This window comes from Pseudomonas sp. NPDC089752 (genome assembly GCF_044748725.1).
In the GTDB taxonomy this organism is placed as follows: domain Bacteria; phylum Pseudomonadota; class Gammaproteobacteria; order Pseudomonadales; family Pseudomonadaceae; genus Aquipseudomonas.
The window spans coordinates 323,313-339,338 of the sequence record NZ_JBIVGP010000004.1 but is presented as its reverse complement, the minus strand read 5'-3'; the positions used below and the strand labels follow the sequence as shown (position 1 = coordinate 339,338).

Annotated in this window: 14 protein-coding genes; 5 read left to right on the top strand and 9 right to left on the bottom strand. The window is 63.8% G+C overall.

The features are described from left to right. Positions 1–141 precede the first annotated feature (141 nt). Complete coding sequence (locus tag ACIPZF_RS08945) at positions 142–1,302, top strand: MFS transporter (RefSeq protein ID WP_400797867.1); 1,161 nt, start codon at positions 142–144, stop codon at positions 1,300–1,302. 6 nt (positions 1,303–1,308) lie between these two features. On the opposite strand, the gene ACIPZF_RS08940 is transcribed toward ACIPZF_RS08945, so the two are convergent. Continuing rightward, complete coding sequence (locus ACIPZF_RS08940) at positions 1,309–2,265, bottom strand: FecR domain-containing protein (RefSeq protein WP_400797864.1); 957 nt, start codon at positions 2,263–2,265, stop codon at positions 1,309–1,311. Beyond that, positions 2,252–2,767: a sigma-70 family RNA polymerase sigma factor gene (locus tag ACIPZF_RS08935; protein WP_400797861.1), complete on the bottom strand. Its 516-nt coding sequence runs from the start codon at positions 2,765–2,767 to the stop codon at positions 2,252–2,254. The genes ACIPZF_RS08940 and ACIPZF_RS08935 overlap by 14 nt, the downstream gene beginning before the upstream one ends. A gap of 174 nt (positions 2,768–2,941) precedes the next feature. Here ACIPZF_RS08935 and ACIPZF_RS08930 point away from each other — a divergent pair, with 174 nt between their 5' ends. From ACIPZF_RS08930 to ACIPZF_RS08920, 3 genes are all read left to right on the top strand, one after another. Then, a complete protein-coding gene (locus tag ACIPZF_RS08930; RefSeq protein ID WP_400797858.1) occupies positions 2,942–3,568 on the top strand; it encodes a DNA-3-methyladenine glycosylase family protein in 627 nt (208 codons plus the stop codon). 151 nt (positions 3,569–3,719) lie between these two features. Continuing rightward, positions 3,720–4,769, top strand: a complete 1,050-nt coding sequence (gene ada, locus ACIPZF_RS08925) for a bifunctional DNA-binding transcriptional regulator/O6-methylguanine-DNA methyltransferase Ada (protein WP_400797855.1) — start codon at positions 3,720–3,722, stop codon at positions 4,767–4,769. A gap of 56 nt (positions 4,770–4,825) precedes the next feature. After that, positions 4,826–7,225: a DUF3772 domain-containing protein gene (locus ACIPZF_RS08920; protein ID WP_400797853.1), complete on the top strand. Its 2,400-nt coding sequence runs from the start codon at positions 4,826–4,828 to the stop codon at positions 7,223–7,225. Between the two features lie 194 nt (positions 7,226–7,419). Here ACIPZF_RS08920 and ACIPZF_RS08915 read toward each other — a convergent pair whose 3' ends face one another. The 3 genes from ACIPZF_RS08915 to ACIPZF_RS08905 form a co-directional block, all read right to left on the bottom strand. Then, positions 7,420–8,850, bottom strand: coding sequence for an aldehyde dehydrogenase family protein (locus ACIPZF_RS08915; RefSeq protein WP_400797850.1), 1,431 nt, complete (start codon positions 8,848–8,850; stop codon positions 7,420–7,422). 13 nt (positions 8,851–8,863) lie between these two features. Further along, positions 8,864–10,366: a purine-cytosine permease family protein gene (locus tag ACIPZF_RS08910; protein ID WP_400797847.1), complete on the bottom strand. Its 1,503-nt coding sequence runs from the start codon at positions 10,364–10,366 to the stop codon at positions 8,864–8,866. A gap of 93 nt (positions 10,367–10,459) precedes the next feature. Beyond that, the gene (locus tag ACIPZF_RS08905; protein WP_400797844.1) at positions 10,460–10,849 is read right to left on the bottom strand and encodes a YybH family protein; all 390 of its coding nucleotides are present in this window, start codon (positions 10,847–10,849) and stop codon (positions 10,460–10,462) included. Positions 10,850–11,114: 265 nt separating this feature from the next. Between ACIPZF_RS08905 and ppk2 the strand changes: the two genes are divergently transcribed. Beyond that, entirely contained in the window at positions 11,115–11,933 is an 819-nt protein-coding gene (ppk2, locus tag ACIPZF_RS08900; protein WP_400797841.1) for a polyphosphate kinase 2, read from the top strand. Between the two features lie 197 nt (positions 11,934–12,130). Here ppk2 and ACIPZF_RS08895 read toward each other — a convergent pair whose 3' ends face one another. From ACIPZF_RS08895 to ACIPZF_RS08880, 4 genes are all read right to left on the bottom strand, one after another. After that, entirely contained in the window at positions 12,131–13,306 is a 1,176-nt protein-coding gene (locus tag ACIPZF_RS08895; RefSeq protein WP_400797838.1) for an MFS transporter, read from the bottom strand. A gap of 290 nt (positions 13,307–13,596) precedes the next feature. Beyond that, positions 13,597–14,697 (bottom strand): redox-regulated ATPase YchF, encoded by a 1,101-nt coding sequence (gene ychF / locus ACIPZF_RS08890; RefSeq protein ID WP_095115861.1) that lies wholly within the window; start codon positions 14,695–14,697, stop codon positions 13,597–13,599. Between the two features lie 22 nt (positions 14,698–14,719). Further along, a complete protein-coding gene (pth, locus tag ACIPZF_RS08885; protein ID WP_012270476.1) occupies positions 14,720–15,304 on the bottom strand; it encodes an aminoacyl-tRNA hydrolase in 585 nt (194 codons plus the stop codon). A 76-nt stretch (positions 15,305–15,380) separates the two neighbouring features. Next, on the bottom strand, positions 15,381–15,977 hold the full coding sequence (locus ACIPZF_RS08880) for a 50S ribosomal protein L25/general stress protein Ctc (protein WP_400797835.1): 597 nt from the start codon (positions 15,975–15,977) through the stop codon (positions 15,381–15,383). Between the last annotated feature and the right edge of the window lie 49 nt (positions 15,978–16,026).

The following is a 16,026-nucleotide window of genomic DNA, read 5'->3' as shown; positions in this document are numbered from 1 at the left end:
GCGACACGGTGCTCAAGCGTCGGCGCAGCGTGCTGTTTGCCTTCACCTTCTCGCCACACCTCGTTCTGAACTGACCAGCGTCCCGGCGTGCGCCTGGGCGCCCGTATCTGCGCGTCTTTTTCAGTTTGCTGGGAGTGGTACATGAACATGCGTTTGCTGGCGGGCCTTCTGTTCGCCGTGTCGGTGGTCGGCTTCAGTCTGGGGGCCAGCCTGCCGCTGGTGTCGTTGCGCTTGCACGAGGCCGGCGCCGGCACCTTGCAGATCGGCATCATTTCGGCCATCCCCGCCGCGGGCATGATGCTCTCGGCATTCATGGTCGACGCCTGTTGCCGGCACCTGACCCGGCGCACCATCTACCTGCTGTGCTTCAGCCTGTGCGCCGTCAGCATCGCTTTCCTGGAATCGGCGTTCGACTCGATCTGGCTGCTGGCCGTGCTGCGCCTGGGCCTGGGGATCGGCATGGGCATCGCGATCATCCTGGGCGAGTCGTGGGTCAACGAACTGTGCCCCGACCATAACCGCGGCAAGATCATGGCCCTGTACGCCACCAGCTTCACCGGCTTCCAGGTGCTTGGCCCGGCGATGCTCGCCGTGGTCGGTGCCAACAGCCCGTGGATCACCGGCGTGGTGACAATCTGTTATGGCCTGGCGCTGCTGTGCATTCTGCTGACGGTGCCTAACGACCACGTGGAGCACGGTGACGATGGCGAGAAAAGCTTCGGCCTGGCCGGCTTCTTCCGCGTCGCGCCGGCATTATGCGTGGCAGTGCTGTTCTTCTCGTTCTTCGATGCGGTGGTGCTGTCGCTGCTGCCGGTGTACGCCACCAGCCATGGCTTTGCCGTTGGCGTGGCGGCGCTGATGGTGACCGTGGTGTTCGCCGGCGACATGGTCTTCCAGCTGCCGCTGGGCTGGCTGGCCGACCGGGTCGAGCGCACCGGGCTGCACCTGGTGTGCGGGCTGGTGGCGATGGCGATCGGCATCGCCTTGCCGTGGCTGTTGCAGATGACCTGGCTGTTGTGGCCGTTACTGGTGGTATTGGGCGCGGTGGCAGGGGGCATCTATACCCTGGCGCTGGTGCTGATCGGGCAGCGCTTCAAGGGCCAGGACCTGGTCACCGCCAATGCCAGCGTCGGCTTGCTGTGGGGCGTCGGCAGCCTGGTCGGGCCGCTGCTCAGCGGTGCTGCGATGGACGTGGCGCCCCATGGCTTGCCGATGGCGCTGGCGATCATGGCTGGGCTGTTCGTGTGCTTTGCTCGTCAGTCGTACCGGCGGGCGGGGAAGTTGCGGGCGGTGGCAGACTAGCCTTTCTCAGGCTGCGCCGACGCTGACCCAGTAACGCGTGCGGTAGTCGATACGCACCGGCAGGCTGCGGGCGAGCAACCGCAGGATTTGTTCGGTGTCGCCCAGCTGGTAGGTGCCGGACACTTTAAGCTTGGCCACGTCAGGTGCACAGCGCAGCAACCCCGGGCGATAGCGGGCGAGTTCCGCGCAGAACTCGCCGAGCGGCATCTGCTGCACGCTGAGTACACCGTCGGTCCAGCCCCAAGGGTCGCCATGCAGTGTCGCAAGTTGATAGCGCCCACTCGGCGACACTTGCAGCGTCTCGCCCGCGTGTACCAGGCGCGGTGCCGTGGAGGCGGGGAACAGGGTGACTTCGCCGCCGCGCACGGCCAGCAGCAGGCCCTGGTCGTTTTCGCGCAGCATCAGTTGGCCGTCACGGGTGTCGAGGTCGCCTACCCGGGTGCTGATGTGGAACGGGCGGTTGTCGTCGGGGTTGCTGGCCAGGCTGACTTCGCCGCGCAGCAGGGTCAGTTGGCGTTGCTCGGCGCTGTAGCGCAGGTCGATGGCGCTGGCCGTGTTGAGCTGGATCTGGCTGCCATCGCTGCCCTGCAGCTGGCGGCGCTCGCCCGTGTCGGTGCTGCTGTCGGCGATCAGCGCCGGCAGGCCAAGAGGATCGCGCGCGGCCCAGCCAAGGCTGCCGCCCACAGCCAGTACCGCCAACAGCTTGAGGTGATCACGGCGGCTGACGCGCTGGCGCTGGCTGCCATCGAGGGTGCGCCGGCTCAGCTCGTTGGGTAAGCCGGCCAGTTCGTCGCTGAGGTTGCTGACCCGTTGCCAGGCCTGGGCATTGTGCGGGTGGCGGGCCAGCCACTGCTGAAATTGCTGTTCGGTTGCCGGATTCGGGCTATCGAAGCGCAGCTTCACCAGCCATTCGATGGCCTGGTCGACCTGGGCTTGCGCGGGGGCGCGATCAGAGTTCGGCATAGCGCAACCGGTAACAGACGCCCAGGGCCTTGGCCAGGTCGCGTTCGACAGTTGCGCGTGACACGTCCAGGCGCAGGGCGATCTGCGGGAGGCTCAGGCCATCGAGCTGAGCCAGCAGGAATGCCTGGCGGGCGCGTGGTTTGAGCTGATGCAGGGCGCGGTCAAGGCGTTCCAGAGTATCGAGAATGACCAGGCGATGTTCTTCACTCGGCACGTCGCCTTCGGGCAGGTGCGCCAGGCTCTCCTGATAGGCGCGCTCCAAGGTGCGGCGGCGGAACTGGTCGATCATCAGGCCACGGGCGATGCTGCTCAGGTAGGCGCGCGGTTCTTTCAGCGGTGAAACCTGGCGCGCCCGCAGCAGGCGCACGAAGGTGTCCTGGGCCAGGTCGGCGGCGTGTTCCTGGCAGCCCACTCGGCTACGCAGCCATCCGCGAAGCCAGGCGTGATGGGACTGATAGAGCAGGGCGACCTCGGCCGGTTTGAGCGTGTCGTTGATCTGCATCGTAGCGAAGGCCTGACTCCAGGGAACTTGAGTGATTGTGAATAGTTCTCAATTCTATGCGGGGAGGGCGTCGCGGGGCAATGGTATACCAGGAATTAGCCGCGCAAGATTCGGCGTTTCCCCGATGGAAGGCTGGGTTAAGCTGGACCTGCACTGAGCCCATTGGAGCACTGGATGATCCTCGCCGACCTCTCGCCTGGCGCCTACCGCGAGGCCACCGATTACCTGGCTGCACTTGACCCTGACTGGGCGCGGCATATCGCCGCTATCGGGCCTTGCCTGCATTGCGCGACGCCGGGGCGTGAGCCTTATGAGACGTTGGTACGGGCGATCGCGTATCAGCAGCTGCATGCGCGTGCGGCCGAGGCAATTCTTGCGCGGTTGCTGGCGTTGTTTCCTGGTGACGGGTTTCCTGCACCGCAGCAATTGTTGGCGCTGGCGCCGGAAACGATGCGGGCGTGTGGTTTTTCGGCGAGCAAGCTGGCCACTGTTCAGGGGATTGCCCAAGCTGCCCTGGACGGCGCGGTACCTGGCCGCGAAGAGGCGTTGCGCATGACTGACGATGCCTTGATCGAGCGCCTGGTTGCCTTGCGTGGGGTAGGGCGCTGGACAGTGGAAATGCTGCTGATCTATAGCCTGGAGCGCTCGGATATCTTGCCAGTGGACGATTTTGGCGTGCGTGAAGGGTATCGGCGGCTCAAGGGGCTGGAGAAGGCGCCGACACCGGCGCAGATGCGGTCGTTGGGCGGCGGCTGGAGCCCGCATCGGACGGTGGCGGCCTGGTACCTGTGGCGGGCCTAGTGTTGATGTGTGGCTTTGCCGGCCCTTTCGCGGGGCAAGCCCGCTCCCACAGGTTCTCCACCGTCATTGTGCTCTATAGATATCCTGTGGGAGCGGGCTCGTCCCGCGAAAGGGCCGGTATTGGTACAGCAATGAGTGGAGGCACACCGCGATGAACGCTTACACCACCAACGACCAACGCTGGCAAGCCGTACAAACCCGCGACAGCAACGCCGCCGGTCACTTCATCTACGCCGTACGCACCACCGGCATCTACTGCCAGCCCGGCTGCAAATCGCGCATGGCCAAGCGGGAGAACGTCGAATTCTTCACCGACGCCGCCGCCGCTGAAGCTGCCGGCTATCGCCCGTGCCTGCGCTGCCAGGTCAAGACCACGCCCAAGCGCCACTCCGACTTGGTCGCCCGCGCCTGTCGCCTGCTCGAAACCTGCGACAATGCTCCCAGCCTCGACCAGCTCGGCGCGCAGTTGGCCGTCAGCTCGTTCCACCTGCACCGTCTGTTCAAGGCCGAGACCGGCCTCACCCCCAAGGCCTACGCCACCGCCTTCCGCGCCCAGCGCCTGCGTGAACGCCTGAACGGGCAAAGCTCGGTGACCGACGCCATCTTCGAGGCCGGCTACAACTCCAACAGCCGTTTCTACGAAAGCGCCGACCAACGGTTGGGCATGCGCCCACGTGAGTACCGCAACGGTGGCGCAGGAGCGGCCATCCATTTCGCCGTGGCCCAGTGCACTTTGGGGGCGATTCTGGTGGCACAGAGTGCCAAAGGCATCTGCGCGATTCTCCTGGGCGATGACCCTCAAGCACTGCTCGAACAATTGCAGGACCAGTTCCCGAAAGCCGAACTGATCGGCGGCAATGCCGACTACGAGCGCGTGGTCGCCGAAGTCGTGGGTTTTGTCGAAGCACCGGCTTTGGGTCTGGACCTTCCCCTGGACGTGCAGGGCACCGCGTTTCAGGAGCGCGTCTGGCAAGCGCTGCGCGAGGTGCCGGTGGGCAGCCGCGTGAGCTACACCGAGATCGCCGAGCGCATCGGCGTGCCCAAGGCGGTGCGCGCCGTGGCCATGGCCTGCGCGGCCAACCGCATTGCCGTGGCCATCCCCTGCCACCGGGTGGTGCGCCGTGACGGCGACATCAGTGGTTACCGTTGGGGCGTGGAGCGCAAGCGGCAACTATTGGCGCGAGAAACGGCACTCTCCTGATTGCCATAAGCCGCGTAGAATCCACCGCCAAATCGAATTGTAAAGAGGAATGTTCGATGAGGCGTGTAAGCCTTGCCCGTTATTGCCTGGGTATCATGGCCCTGATGCTCGCGCTCGCTGCGCCCGCCTGGTCGGCGCCCACGCCGGCGTCCAATCTTGCAGGTGGCGAACTCCCTGTGCTGGACGAAAACGCCAGCATCGAGCAGCTGAGCGATCGGCTTGACCAGATTCGCCAGGGGGTCACCAGCAACGCCAATGACGACGTGCTCTCGCAGCTGCGCATGGCTGCCGTGCAGGTGCAGCGCCAGGCAGACGCGTTGAGCGCGGTGCGCACGACCGATGTGGAAAAGATCGACGACCAGCTCAAGGTCATCGGGCCGGTACAGCCGGATGAAGCCGCAAGCCTGGCCTTGCAACGCAAGGATCTCGAAGCGCAGAAGAAAGCCGTGCTTGCCGAGCAGGAACAAGCGACCAAGCTGACCCAGTCGGCCCGCGACCTGTCCACGCAGATCGTCAACCTGCGCCGCAGCCAGTTCAACTCGCAGGTCACCAGCCGCGCCGCCAGCCCGTTGAGCCCAGCATTCTGGCAATCACTGATCCGTCCCACCGAAGACGATGTGATGCGCCTGCGCGATCTGCGCAGCGAGGCCGCCGACGCAATGGCCAGCGCCTTTAGCGCCGAACACCGCTGGTTCTTCATCGGCAGCCTGATCGCGGCAATCCTGGTCTGGACGCTGGTACGGCTGCTGTTCGAGCGCCTGCTCGCCGACGCCATGGTCCGCTGGTTGCCCGAGGGGCGCTTGCGCCGCAGCGCACTGGCCGTCAGTGTCAGCCTGGCCACACTGGGCACCATCGCGGGCTCCGTGTCGCTGCTGCGCTGGGGCTTGGAGAGCAGCGCCGAGCTGGGTTCCGACATGGCCAGCCTGACCAACCACTTCCTCACCCTGGTGGTGTTCAGCGCCTTCATCACCGGCCTGGGCCGCGCCATGCTGATGCTCCAGCGCCCATCCTGGCGCCTGCCACCGATTCATGACGAAGTGGCCAGCGCGTTGGGCTGGTTCCCCAAATTGCTGGCCCTGGCGCTGATGGTGATGCTGACCATGGAGCGCATCAACAGCGTCATCGGCACCAGCCTGGCGCTGACCGTGGCGACCAACGGCCTGACAGCGCTGGTGGTGGCGGCGATCTTCACGATAGCGATCGTCCGCTACCGCCGCACACTGCGTGCCCATGAACTGGAGCGCCCGACCGGCCTGGCCGGGCTGATCCCGTTCGTGATCTTTGTGTGGGTTGGCCTGATCGTGCTGACGCTACTGGCCGGCTACCTGACCCTGGCCTACTTCCTTACCGCCAAGCTGCTGTGGATCAGCGTGGTCGCTACCTGCGCCTACCTGTTGACCACCTTTATCGGTGACCTCTTCGAGACGTTGCTGTCGCCGCGCCAACCCGGCGGCCTGGCACTGGCTTCGACCTTGGGCCTGGCGCCACGCCATCAGGCGCAGGCCAGCACCATCCTGACCGGTATCGGCCGCACGGTGCTGCTGTTCCTGGCGGTGATGCTGGCGCTGATGCCGTCGGGCACCAGCCCGGGCGAGCTGCTGCTGAGCCTGGGTGATTGGGACGGTACCGGTGGCAAGTTCCTCGGCAACCTGAACATCGTGCCGGGCGACATTCTGCTGGCCGTGGCGATGCTGTTCGGCGGCATGCTCGGCATCCGCGTGCTCAAGCGCTGGCTGAGCGAGCGTCTGCTGCCGGAAACCGACATGGACGCCGGCATGCGCGCCTCGCTGGTGACCCTGGTCGGTTACCTGGGCTTCCTGTTCCTGGCCATGCTGGTGATGTCGACGTTGCGCATCAACCTCACCAGCCTGACCTGGGTGGTCAGTGCGCTGTCGGTAGGTATCGGTTTCGGCTTGCAGCAGATCGTGCAGAACTTCATTTCCGGCCTGATCCTGCTCACCGAGCGCCCGGTCAAGGTGGGGGACTGGGTAAGCCTGGCCGGGGTCGAGGGTGATATCCGCCGGATCAACGTGCGCGCCACCGAGATCCAGATGTCCGACCGTTCCACGGTGATCGTGCCCAACTCGCAGTTCATTTCGCAGAACGTGCGCAACGTGACCATGGGCAATGCCTTGGGCGTGGTCGGCATCACCTTGACCTTGCCGCTGGAGACCGATGCCAACCAGGTGCGCGAGCTGTTGTTGGCGGCTTACCACGAGCATGAGGCGATCCTCGATGCGCCCGCGGCTTCGGTGACCTTCAAGGACCTGACGGCCAGCGGCATGGTGATCAGTGTCAGCGGTTACGTGGCGGGGCCGCGGCAGGTGTCGGGGGCGCGCAGTGATCTGCTGTTCACCATCCTCGGCCGTTTGCGTGATGAAGGCATTGCACTGTCCTCGCCGCAGAGCATGGTGCTGGTGCAGGAAGGCTCGCGGCCGGCTGACGAGCCGGCGTGAAGCTGGGGGCCGCTGTGCGGCCCATTCGCGGGGCAAGCCCGCTCCCACACTTAGATCCTGTGGGAGCGGGCTTGCCCCGCGAAGAGGCCGGAAAATCCAACCTCAATGCTAGGGTGGCTGATGTGCATGCCTGGGCATATCGCGCGCCGCCCGCGCGGCGCGATCTCACAGGCGCCAAAAGTGTTATGGCGAGCTCACCCCAAGCACCGCGTCACATGCTTCACCGACAGATACCCCGACAACCCCCAAGGCCCAAGCTCACGCCCAATCCCGCTGCCCTTGGTCCCGCCCCACGACGTTTCGACGAACACCGCCTGCACCGAGTTGATCCACACATGCCCGACCTCCAGCGCATCGGCCACTCGCTCGGCACGTTCAAGGTCAGCCGAACAAACGGTGGCGACCAACCCAAAACGGCTGTCGTTGCCTTCGGCAATCGCCTGCGCTTCGGTCGAGAACCGACGCGTACACAGCACTGGCCCAAAGATCTCTTCCGTCCACAGACGGCTGTCCACTGGCACATCGGCATACAACGTCGGGCTGACGAACCAACCGTCACGATCCAGCGCCTTGCCGCCAGCCAGGCACTGCAAGCCTTCTTCACGCGCCGTGGCAAAGTAGCTGGCCACTTTCAACCACTGCGCCTGGCTGGTCAGCGGCCCCATGTCCACTTCTTCAGTCAGCGGGTTACCCACACGCAGCTTCTCCAAGGCCTGCTGCAGGCGCGGCAGCAGCGCATCGGCAATCCCATCCTGGACTAGCAACCGTGAAGTGGCCGAGCACATCTGCCCGGCGTTCCAGCTGATGCCAGCTACGATCCACTCCACCGCCTGGTCCACATCGCAATCGTCGAACACCACGATTGCCGATTTGCCACCCAACTCCAGCGTCACCGGCCGGCACTGCGCCGAGGCGCTGCGCATTACCTGGCTGCCCACGCTGTTGCTGCCGGTGAACGACAGTTTGTCCAAGCCGTTGTGGCTGCTGAGCGCCGCACCGGTTTCGGCCTTGCCGTTGACGATGTTCAGCACGCCGGCGGGCAGGCCCAGCGCATCGGCAATCTCCCCGTAAGTCTGCTCGATCAGCGGGGTGACTTCCGAAGGTTTGAGTACCACGGTACAGCCTGCGGCCAGGGCTGGGGCGAGTTTCCAGGCGCTGGTCACCAGCGGGAAGTTCCACGGCACGATCAGGCCGACCACACCTACCGGTTCCAGGCGGGTGCGCGACGTGAAGCCGGGAGCCGCCAGCGGCACGTCACGGTTTTTCGAAGGCAGCTGCTCGGCGAGTTCGGCGTAGTAACTGAAGGTGGCGATCGCGTCGTCGAGGTCGATTTCAGCTTCGTGGCGCGGCTTGCCATTGTTGCGCATTTGCAGGGTGATCAACGCTTCACGGCGCTGCCCCAGCTGCTCGGCGAAACCACGCAAGTAGGCCGCGCGTTCGCTGGCGTTGGTCTGTTTCCAGGCGGGCAGGGCTTCACGCGCCGCCGCCACGGCCTGGTCAACTTGAGCCACGCTGGCAGCCATCAGTTCGGCGAAGGGCACGCCCAATGCGGGGTCGTTGACGCTGATGCAGTCGCTGCCCTGGCCTTCGACCCAGCGGCCGGCGATGTAGTGGGAAGTGGTCATGGTCAGTATCCAGTCAGGCCATTTCGGCAGGGGTCATTACTGGCGTATGCGGGGTGCTTTTGCAGCGCACCCAGCGCGGGCCGTTGGGGCCATACACGCCAGCAGGTTCAGGGAACAGGTTGAGCAGCAGCAGGTACAGCACGCCCGCCAGGCCCAAGGTGACCGGCAGGCTCAGGTCGATGCCGCCGGCCAGGTCGCCCAGCGGGCCGACGAACTGCCCCGGCAGGTTGACGAAGCACAGGCCGACCACCGCGCTGGGGATCCACGCCCCCATGCCGCGCCAGTTCCAGCCATGCAGGAACCAGTAATGGCCGCCGCGCTGGCCACGGGTGAACACTTGCAGGTCGTCGGCGTGGTAGAAGCCGCGGCGGGTGATCAGGCCGAGGATCATGATCACCATCCACGGGCTGGTGCAGGTGATGATCAGCACAGCGAAGGTCGACACGCTCTGGACCAGGTTGAAGGTGAAACGGCCGATGAAAATGAAGGCAATCGCCAGCACGCCGATCAGCAGGGTGGCGCCGGCGCGGCTGAGCAGGCGCGGGAACACGCTGGACATGTCCAACCCCGTGCCATACAACGCAGTGGTGCCGGTGGACATGCCGCCGATCACCGCGATCAGGCATACCGGCAGGAAGAACCAGCTCGGTGCCACGGCCAGCAGGCCGCCGACGTAGTTGTTGGCGGCGATGTAGTCCTGCGCCTGGGTGGCGACCAGGGTGGCAGTGCACAGGCCGAACAGGAAGGGGATCAAGGTCGCGGCCTGAGCGGCGATCACCGCCAGCATGATGCGCGCCTTCGGCGTTTGCCGCGGAATGTAGCGCGACCAGTCACCGAGGAAGGCGCCGAACGATACCGGGTTGCTCATGGCCAGGATTGCCGCACCGACGAACGCCGCCCAGAAGCCGGCCTGGCCCAGGTTCACGCTGCCGGCGTAGCCCGCGTCGAACGGCCCGGCAAAGGCGACGATGCCGAGCAGGAACAGCAGGCTCGACGCCCACACGGCGATCTTGTTCACCCACAGCATGAAACGGAAGCCGAAGATGCACACCACCAGTACCAGGATGGCGAACAGGCCGTAGGCCAGGCCCAGGGTCAGGTCGGTTTCCGGCAGCCCGATCAGGCGCTTGGCGCCGCCGACCAAGGCGTCGCCGGAGCTCCATACCGACAGCGAAAAGAACGCCACGGCCGTGAGCAACGACAGGAACGAGCCGACGATGCGCCCGTGCACGCCAAAGTGCGCGCCCGACGACACCGCGTTGTTGGTGCCGTTGAGCGCACCGAACAGGCCCATGGGTGCAAGGATCAGTGCCCCCACGCCGACGCCGAGCAGAATCGCCCAGACGCCGGCCTGGAACGACAACCCGAACAATACCGGGAAGCTGCCCAGCACGGCGGTGGCGAAGGTGTTGGCACCGCCGAAGATCAGGCGGAACAGGTCCAGCGGGGCGGCGTCGCGTTGATCGTCAGGGATCTGTTCGACGCCATTGGTCTCGATACCGGTCGAGTGGCTCATGGTGATGCTCCAGCGCGGTTGTTGTAGGCCGGCGCAGTGCGCAGGCCCTCTTGTGGGTGCGATGGCAGGGCGGCAAGGCCGCGTAAGTTAGGATCAGGCTGCGGTGACGACCGACAGGTGCTCGTGGCAGGCCAGCCAGCGCTCGCCGTGGCGGCGGAAGACGATGGTCTCGCGCTCGGCCAGCTGGTGTTCTTCACCGGCGATACGGATGTGCGTGGCGACATCGTGCATGAAGATCGCCACCTCGCCCTGCAGGCTCACCTGCACATTGCTCGACACGCAGCCAAGCACGGCAAAGCCCTCGGCCTGCCACTGGGCCCAGAGGTCTTCATAGGCGCGGCGCGACAGCAAAGGTTGCGGCAGGGTGTGGAAGAGGAAGGTGGCGTCTTCGCTGAAACAGGCGAAGTAGCGGGCGGTGTCGTTGCTGGCGAAGGCTGCGACGAGGTCGGCGGCGGCTTGCCGTACCTGGAGTGTCTGGTCCACGGGAGTGGCCTCACGGTTATTGTGATTGTGGTGAAGCGATTCTGGTGGGGAGTGGCGGGGGGAAAAATCGCTGGGGGGAAATAATTAGTTCAGGAATTTGTGAAGTGAAGGTGTTCGCTTGGGGTGGTTTGGTGGATTTGAGATCGAGCGCTGTAAACCGGTCGGCGTACGCTTCGAAAACACCTCATTCTCCAACCTGATCTGGCAAAGTAAAACGCGCACGTTCGGCCATACTGACTGTTTCATTCGTCAGAAGGAGCGCGTCATGGCCAAGTCGTCCAGAAAACAAGACCTGCAAGCACCCGCAGAGAAACTGGGCGGCAAGGCCTACGAAAAGTCGCTCAAGCACCTGCATGTCGAGCTAGTGAAACTGCAGGAGTGGGTGGTGGCGAAGGGCCTGAAGGTGTGCATCGTGTTCGAGGGCCGAGATGGTGCCGGCAAAGGTGGCACCATCAAGGCCATCACCGAGCGGGTCAGCCCACGGGTGTTCCGTGTGGTGGCGCTGCCGGCGCCGACCGAGCGGGAAAAGACCCAGATGTACGCCCAGCGTTACCTCAACCACCTGCCGGCTGCCGGTGAAGTGGTGATCTTCGACCGCAGTTGGTACAACCGCGCCGGTGTCGAGCGGGTGATGGGCTTTTGCACCGATGAGCAGGCCAGCAAGTTCCTCACGGTGGTGCCGTTGCTGGAAAAGTTGATGGTCGAGTCGGGGATCATTCTGATCAAGTACTGGCTGGAGGTCAGCGCCGAAGAACAGACCCGTCGCCTGCAGGATCGTATCAACGATGGCCGCAAGCTGTGGAAGCTGTCGCCCATGGACCTCAAGTCCTATACCCGCTGGGACGATTACACACGCGCCCGCGACGAAATGTTCACCGCTTCGGATTCTTCCTGGGCGCCCTGGTTCCTGGCGCATTCCAACGACAAGCGGCGCGCCCGGTTGAACATCATCAGCCACTTGCTGACGCGGGTGCCATACAAGGACATCACCCGTGACGAAGTGGTGAAGTTGCCCAAGCGCGGCAAGATCGGCAAGTACAAGGCGGTGGCGTATCCCTTCAAAGTGGTGGAAGAGCGGTTTTGATCTTCTGTGCACAACCTGCAGATGGGCCGTGCATTGGCCGAATTGGTGCTGACACGGGAGTCCGGGGAAATCACCTGGCATTGAGGCAAGTGCTGCATAGCCCCCGTGGGAGCGGCTTTAGCCGCGAAGAAAACGACGCGGTGAATGGCACCGGCTTCGCCGGTGTTCGCGGCTGAAGCCGCTCCCACAGGTTCGTGCTAAGCCTCGGATTGAGGTTCCGGAATCAAAGAATGTGGTCTGGAGCCGCCAGTGCAGTAAACAGCCAAACCGACTGCCATCAAGGTCAGCAGTGCACCCGCCCAGGGCGTCGAACTCAGTGCTTCATGGGCTATTACCCATCCGCCGACAGCCGTCCCCAAACCGACCCCGACGTGCATTGCCGAAAGGTTCAGGCTCATCCCCGCCTGCACGCTATCCGGCCCGCGTGTGGCGAGGTAGCTCTGTACCACCGGGGAAATCATCCAGCTGACACAACCCCAGGCCATCATCAGCGGCAGGAACAGCCATCCAGCCGTGCCGCCCCAGGCAACGCCCAGCAGTGTAGCGAGGTAGAGCAGGGGTGTGATCATGATTGCCCGACGGGCGCCCAGCCGATCAGCGAGCCAGCCACCCAGGTATCCACCCGCAACTCCCGCAATACCAAAGGTGGCAAAGATCAACGGCAGCCATCGTTCGGGAATTCGCGCGACGTGCTGCGCGTAAGGCGCCAGATAAGCGAACACTGTGAAATGCCCTGCGATCATGAGGACTGAAATCAGCTGCGCACTGACCAGCCGTCGGTCCCGCAAATGGTTCAGATAGCTAGCGGGCGTGATGCGCTCGCCGCCCTGAAGTTGCGGCAGGGCGTGCCAGGCGGTGAACAAAACGGCTATGGCCAGGAATACCAGCCCCAGGAACACCCCACGCCAGCCAAGCGCGTCGTTCAGCAGCATCCCTAGCGGTACACCCAACACCAGCGAGCCACTGATACCCATGAAAATCACGCCAATGGCGCGCCCGCGCAGCGCTGGTGCCACCATGCGCGTGGCCATCAGGGTGCAGATCAGGCAGGTCAGCGCACTCGTCGCGGCCATGCCGATGCGAGCAGCCAGCAACACCGTATAGCCAGGTGCCAGGGCGGCGATCAGGTTGAACAGTGCGAACAGCGCTAGCGCCATGCACAGCAGCGTGCGCAATGGAAAACGGCGAGTGAGCAGGGAACAGAACGGGGCCGCAATGGCAAACCCGAGTGAGAATGCGGTCGTCAGTTGCCCGGCGATGCCGAGCGGTACGTTCAACCCTTGGGCAAGCGTCGGCAGGATGCCGACCGTGATGTTTTCCGCCATGCCCGTGACGAATGTCGCCAGGGCCAGAAGCCAGATACGCGCGTTCATGTTGCCTCCGAAACGCAGGCCGGTCGTGGTCCGGACCTGTTGGCCCCGACGGTTGACCGGCATAGGTCAGACCATCGGGTTTCGAGGCAGCGCTTCGGTTATCCCGCTTGAATCAGGAGGGATTATAGGCCTTTGTGGGGTTGTGGTGCTGACCGCGTGTCCAGGCTGAAAACAGCGGCGCCCCCTTCGCGGGCAAGCCCGCTCCCACAGGTACTGCGCCGCTCTCATGGCTTGCACTATACCTGTGGGAGCGGGCTTGCCCGCGAAGGGGGCGCCGCCGATCTACTGCTTTATACGTTGAAGCGGAAGTGCATCACATCGCCGTCTTTAACGATGTAATCCTTGCCTTCCAAACGCCATTTACCGGCTTCCTTGGCACCGCTTTCACCCTTGAACTGGATGAAGTCGTCATAGGCCACCACTTCAGCGCGGATGAAGCCTTTTTCGAAATCGGTGTGGATCACGCCAGCGGCCTGCGGCGCGGTGGCGCCGACGCGAACGGTCCAAGCGCGCACTTCCTGCACGCCGGCAGTGAAGTAGGTCTGCAGGTTGAGCAGCTCGTAACCGGCGCGGATCACGCGGTTCAGGCCTGGCTCTTCCAGGCCCAGGGCCTCGAGGAACATGTCCTTCTCTTCACCGTCGTCGAGCTCGGCGATTTCAGCTTCGATCTTGTTGCACACCGGCACCACGACCGCGCCTTCTTCCTCGGCGATGGCCTTGACCACGTCCAGGTGCGGGTTGTTGTCGAAACCGTCTTCAGCGACGTTGGCGATGTACATCACGGGCTTGCTGGTCAGCAGGTGGAAGCCACGGATAACGGCTTTTTCGTCGTCAGCCATGTTCTTCATCAGGCTACGCGCAGGCTTGCCTTCGGTGAAGTGCGGGATCAGTTTTTCCAGGATGGCCTTTTGCGCCAGGGCTTCCTTGTCGCCGCCCTTGGCGTTGCGGGCGACCTTCTGCAGTTGCTTCTCACAGCTGTCGAGGTCGGCGAAGATCAGTTCGAGGTCGATGATCTCGATGTCGCGTTTGGGGTCGACGCTGTTGGAAACGTGGATCACGTTTTCGTCTTCGAAGCAGCGCACCACGTGGGCGATGGCGTCGGTTTCGCGGATGTTGGCCAGGAACTTGTTGCCCAGGCCTTCACCTTTCGAGGCGCCAGCCACCAGGCCTGCGATGTCGACGAACTCCATCGTGGTCGGCAGGATGCGGTTGGGCTTGACGATCTCCGCCAGTGCAGCCAGGCGCGCGTCGGGCATCGGCACGATGCCGCTGTTCGGCTCGATGGTGCAGAAAGGGAAGTTCTCCGCCGCAATGCCAGACTTGGTCAGGGCGTTGAACAGGGTGGACTTGCCGACGTTGGGCAGGCCGACGATGCCGCAATTGAAACCCATGGGTATTCCCCTCTCTAGGAAATCAGGCCTTCTGGCTGTGCAGCTCGCGCATCGCCTTGGCGAAGTCGCCGGCAAGCACGTCCGGCAGCACGCCGAGGGCAAAATCGATGCTGGCGTCGAGCTTCTCCTGCTCGGCGCGCGGCGCGCGACCCAGGACGAAGTTGGAGACCAGTTTGGCGTCACCCGGGTGGCCGATGCCAAGCCGCAGGCGGTGGAAGTCGTTCTGGTTGCCGAGCTGCGCGATGATGTCGCGCAGGCCGTTGTGCCCACCATGGCCGCCGCCGCGCTTGAGCTTGGCAACGCCCGGAGGCAGGTCGAGTTCGTCATGCGCCACCAGGATCGCTTCCGGCTTGATGCGGAAGAAATTGGCCAAGGCCGCCACGGACTGGCCGCTACGGTTCATGTAGGTGGTGGGGATGAGCAGACGAACGTCGTTGCCCTGATGGCTGAATTTAGCCGTCAGGCCGAAATATTTTTTGTCAGCAGTCAGCGAAACGCGCTGGGCGCTGGCAATGCGTTCAACGAAAAGAGCCCCTGCGTTATGCCGGGTCTGTTCGTATTCGGGGCCGGGGTTACCCAGGCCGACGATCAACTGGATGGCGGTCACGTAGGGGCTCTTCCTTGGAGTTGGTGGGTTACGGTGCGCGGCACTGTAACCCGATCAACACCGGCGCGCGAGTGGATTACTCAGCGGCGCCTTCTTCAGCTTCTGGAGCAACGCGTGGCGCGTGAACGTTGGCAACAGCTTTGTCATCACCGTGGGCCAGAGCGACGAACTCTACGCCTTTCGGAGCTTTCAGGTCCGACAGGTGGATGATGGTGCCGATTTCGGCGTTGCCCAGGTCGACTTCGATGAACTCAGGCAGGTCTTTGGCTTCGCAGGAAACTTCGATCTGCGATTCAACGTGCGAGATCTCGCCGCCTTTCTTGACCGGTGCTTCTTCGTTGATGAAGTGCACTGGAACGACAGCGGTCAGCTTCTGGCCAGCAACGACGCGAACGAAGTCGGCGTGCATGATGAAGCCTTTGGCAGGGTGACGCTGCATGGCCTTGACCACGACGTTTTGCTTGGCGCCGTCGACGTTCAGTTCGATAACGTGGCTGAAGGCAGCTTCGTTTTCGAACAGTTTGGCGATTTCCTTGGCCACGATGGTCAGGGATTGAGCTTCTTTATCGCCACCGTATACAACGGCAGGGATGCTCAGCGAGTGACGCAGGCGGCGGCTCGCACCTTTCCCCAGGTCAGTACGCGCTTGGGCGTTCAGAATGAAATCAGTCATTTTGTTTCTCCAAAATAGCCTCCCGAGGGCGTTTGCGACCAGCGCCAAC